This window comes from Pseudomonas machongensis (assembly GCF_034961125.1).
Lineage (GTDB): Bacteria > Pseudomonadota > Gammaproteobacteria > Pseudomonadales > Pseudomonadaceae > Aquipseudomonas > Aquipseudomonas machongensis.
This window is the reverse complement of the sequence record NZ_JAYFUI010000197.1, coordinates 68,178-71,496: the sequence shown is the minus strand read 5'-3', so window position 1 is coordinate 71,496 and position 3,319 is coordinate 68,178. Positions and strand designations below refer to the sequence as shown.

The following is a 3,319-nucleotide window of genomic DNA, read 5'->3' as shown; positions in this document are numbered from 1 at the left end:
TTTGGCGCGAACCCTGTGGGTGCGGGCTGGGCCCGCGATTGCAGCACCGTAGTATCTGGCATCGGCTTGCCCGGTGATTGCGAGGCCAGCCCGCCCCCACAAGGGGCGGTGTGGCACGCAGGCCTTTGGAACGGATGAACGAGCATTTATGGACAAGAGCAGATTTCGCAAGATAAGCCTGGGCTGTGCCCTGGCACTGGTGGCCGGGATCACGTTGTACGCGGTACAGGCCCCGGCCACGCCGCCACGCTACATCACTGCCACGGTCGAGCGTGGTGACATCGAGAACGCGGTGCTGGCCACCGGCGTGCTCGAGGGTATCCGCCAGGTCGATGTCGGTGCCCAGGTTTCCGGCCAGTTGCGCTCGCTGAAGGTCAAGCTGGGCGACAAGGTGACCAAGGGCCAGTGGCTCGCCGAGATCGATCCGCTGGTGCTGCGCAACACGCTGCGCCAGGCCCAGGTCGATGAAGAAAAGCTGCAGGCCGAGCGGCGCTCGACACTGGCCCGTGTCAACCAGACCCGCCGGGTCTACGAGCGCTACAGTGCGTTGCAGGACGACGAGTCGATCTCGCGCCAGGACTTCGAAAACGCCGAGTCCGAATACCAGGTGCAGCAGGCGACCCTGCATTCGCTGGACGCGCAGATCAAGAGTGCCCAGGTGCAGATCGACACGGCCAAGGTCAACCTCGACTACACCCGCATCAGTGCACCCATCGACGGCGATGTGGTGGGTATCGTCACCCAGGAAGGGCAAACCGTGATCGCCCAGCAACTGGCGCCGGTGATCCTCAAGCTTGCCGACCTGGATACCATGACGGTCAAGGCGCAGGTCTCCGAAGCCGACGTGATCCATATCAGCCCCGGCCAGCAGGTGTACTTCACCATCCTGGGCGAAGACAAACGCTACTACGCGACCTTGCGCGGCACGGAGCCTGCGCCGCAGAACTACCTGGAGAGCACCGACAAGAGCGGCGCCGCTGCGCCAAAGCAGAACACCGCGGTGTTCTACAACGCCTTGTTCGAGGTGCCCAACCCAGACCACCGCCTGCGCATTTCCATGACCGCTCAGGTACGCATCGTGCTGGCCACCGCCGAGGCGGTGCTCAGTGTGCCGGTGGCGGCGCTCGGGCCGCGCAGTGGCGACGGCAGCTTCCCGGTGCGGGTAGTCGACGCCAAGGGCTTTGCCCAGGTGCGCCAGGTGCAGGCCGGGATCAACAACAATGTCAGGGTCGAGATCAGGCAGGGGCTGGACGAGGGCGACCGGGTAGTGATCGGTGAGCCCATCGGCGATGCGGCGGGGGCATGAGCATGAACATGAACGTCGAACTGGCCTCGCAGCGCACCACCGCCGTCGAAGCCGGCCAGCCGCTGCTGCGCCTGGAGGGCGTGAGCCGCAGTTTCATGGCGGGAGACCGCGAGTTTCTCGCCCTGCGCCATATCGATCTGGAAATCGACGCGGGCGAGTTGGTGGCGATCATTGGCGCGTCGGGCTCGGGCAAATCGACGCTGATGAACATCCTTGGCTGCCTGGACCACGCCAGCGCCGGTTCCTATCAGGTGGGCGGCCAGGAAACCCGCGACATGGACGATGAGGCGCTGGCAGCGCTGCGCCGCGACCATTTCGGCTTCATCTTCCAGCGCTATCACCTGCTGCCGCACCTGGACGCCCTGCGCAATGTCGAGATCCCGGCGGTGTATGCGGGCACGCCCCAGGCCCAGCGCCACGAGCGGGCCCAGGAACTGCTTAGGCGCCTTGGCCTGGCCGGGCACCTGACGCATCGCCCCAGCCAACTGTCGGGCGGCCAGCAACAGCGGGTGAGTATCTGCCGGGCCTTGATGAACGGCGGCGAGGTGATCCTTGCGGACGAGCCTACCGGCGCCCTCGACACGGCCAGCGGCAAGGAAGTGATGGCCATCCTGCTGGAGCTGCACGCCGCCGGGCACACCGTGATCCTGGTGACCCACGATCCCAAGGTCGCAGCCCATGCCGAGCGCATCATCGAAGTCAGCGACGGGCAAATCGTCAGTGATCAGCGCAACACGCGGCAGACTGCGCCCGATGCGGCCATCCCCGAGCCGCAACGCAAGGCCCGTCCGCCGCGGCGACTGGTGGCCAGCCTGGGGTTGTTCCGTGAAGCGTTCAACATGGCCTGGATCGCGTTGATCTCGCACCGAATGCGCACGTTGCTGACCATGCTCGGCATCGTCATCGGCATCACCTCGGTGGTGTCGATCTCGGCAATCGGCGAGGGCGCAAAAGGCTATGTGCTCAAGGATATTCAGGCGATCGGCAGCAACACCATCGACATCTATTCGGGCAGCAACTTCGGTGACAGCAGGGCCAAGGCCATCGAAACCCTGGTGCTGGCCGACGTCACTGCGCTCAACCAACTGTATTACGTCGACAGTGCAACGCCGGTAATCGGCCGCAGCATGCTGGTGCGCTACCGCAACCTGGACCTGGACGTACAGCTCAATGGCGTCAGCGAACGCTACTTCCAGGTACGCAACATCAACCTGGCCGCCGGCATCGCCTTCAGCGAAAGCGATGCCCGGCGCCAGGCGCAAGTGGTGGTGATCGACCACAACACGCGCTTGCGGCTGTTCGGCGAGGGGGTAGACCCGCTCGGGCAGGTGATCCTGATCGGCAATCTGCCGTGCACGGTGATCGGCGTGACCACCGAGAACAAGAACCTGTTCGCTGCCAGCAACGCGCTGAACGTCTGGGTGCCCTACGAAACCGCTGCCGGGCGCCTGCTGGGGCAGCGCCACCTGGACAGCATCAGCGTGCGGATCAAGGACGGCATGCCAAGCAAGCGGGTGGAGGAGGAGGTCAACACCTTGATGCTGCAGCGCCATGGCACCAAGGACTTCTTCACCAACAACCTCGACAGCATCATGCAGACGGTGCAGAAGACCAGTCGTTCGCTGACCCTGCTGCTGTCGTTGATTGCGGTGATTTCATTGGTGGTGGGGGGTATCGGGGTGATGAACATCATGCTGGTGTCGGTCACCGAACGTACCCGTGAGATCGGCATCCGCATGGCCGTCGGTGCCCGGCAGTCGGACATTCGCCAGCAGTTCCTGGTGGAGGCGGTGATGGTCTGCCTGTTCGGCGGGCTGGTGGGGATCGCGTTGTCGTACGGGATCGGCTATCTGTTCACACTGTTCGTCAAACAGTGGGAGATGGTGTTCTCGCCGGCCTCGATTGCCACCGCGTTCGCCTGTTCGACGTTGATCGGCATCGTGTTCGGCTTCGTGCCCGCACGAAACGCCGCGCGACTGGACCCGATCGAAGCCTTGGCGCGTGATTGAACTG

At 64.3% G+C, this 3,319-nt stretch carries 2 protein-coding genes; both read left to right on the top strand.

Translation table 11 applies throughout. The annotated features are described in order from the left end of the window. The first annotated feature begins 148 nt into the window (after positions 1-148). Complete coding sequence (gene macA, locus VA602_RS26150) at positions 149-1,306, top strand: macrolide transporter subunit MacA (protein WP_063544969.1); 1,158 nt, start codon at positions 149-151, stop codon at positions 1,304-1,306. Between the two features lie 2 nt (positions 1,307-1,308). After that, a complete protein-coding gene (locus tag VA602_RS26145) occupies positions 1,309-3,315 on the top strand; it encodes a MacB family efflux pump subunit (protein WP_323454734.1) in 2,007 nt (668 codons plus the stop codon). Positions 3,316-3,319: the final 4 nt, after the last annotated feature.